Source organism: Candidatus Protofrankia californiensis (assembly GCF_900634765.1).
GTDB lineage: Bacteria > Actinomycetota > Actinomycetes > Frankiales > Frankiaceae > Protofrankia > Protofrankia californiensis.
The window spans coordinates 1-980 of the sequence record NZ_CAAAFT010000353.1 but is presented as its reverse complement, the minus strand read 5'-3'; the positions used below and the strand labels follow the sequence as shown (position 1 = coordinate 980).

General features: G+C 71.2%; 1 protein-coding gene. It reads left to right on the top strand.

Features of this window, described 5'->3' with window-relative positions; genetic code table 11:
- Nucleotides 1-958: alpha/beta hydrolase family protein (locus tag DD1DGNOD_RS18290; protein WP_131770695.1), on the top strand; the 958-nt coding region annotated here is incomplete at its 5' end.
- Nucleotides 959-980 lie beyond the last annotated feature (22 nt).

The following is a 980-nucleotide window of genomic DNA, read 5'->3' as shown; positions in this document are numbered from 1 at the left end:
CATCGCCACCGCCACCGACCTCGCCACCGACATCGCCACCGCCACCGACCTCGCCACCGACCAGAACGGCGACCGGGTTGCCGGCACGGCGCAGCCGCAGACCCGGCTCGTCCGGCCGGTGCTGCACAGGTTCGCCGCCCATGACGGTCTGGAGCTGTCCGGCTGGCTGTACCGGCCGTACGGCCAGCAGGCTCCGCACCCGACCCTGCTGTTCTTCCACGGCGGTCCGGAGGCGCAGGAACGTCCTGTGTTCAACCCGCTGTTCCAGGCTCTGGTGGCCCGCGGGATCGCCGTGTTCGCGCCGAACGTGCGAGGATCCACGGGCTACGGCCGTGCGTTCAGCGACGCGGACAACCACCGTCGCCGTTTCGACGGCATCGCCGACGTCGCGTCCTGTGTCCGCTATCTGGTGGACGCCGGTCTCGGTGACGGCGGGCGGATCGGGGTCGCGGGCCGCTCCTACGGGGGTTATCTGACGCTGGCGGCGCTGGTCACCTACCCGGAGCTGTTCGGTGTGGGCGTGGACATCTGCGGGATGGTGGACTTCGCCAGCTTCTACGCCCGCACCGAACCGTGGATCGCCGGCGCGGCCGTGACCAAGTACGGCGATCCGGTGGCCGACGCCGACCTGCTGCGGGAACTGTCACCGCTGCACCGCATGGACCGCGTGAGCGCGCCGTTGCTGGTCGTCCACGGCGCCAACGACACCAATGTTCCCGTCAGCGAGGCCGAGCAGGCGGTCGCCGCCGCGTCCGCGCGGGGGGTGGACTGCCGGTACCTGCTCTTCGAGGACGAGGGGCATGAGATCGCGGGCCTGGCGAACCGGACACTGTTCGTCCGGGAGACCGTCGAGTGGGTCGGTGCCCATCTGCTCAGCAGCCATCTGGCCGGACCGGCCCTGCAGGCGTCGGGGGCCGAGCCGCTGACGGCCCGGGCGGACCTCCACGAGGTCGTCTGACGATCTCCACGTGGTTGCCCGG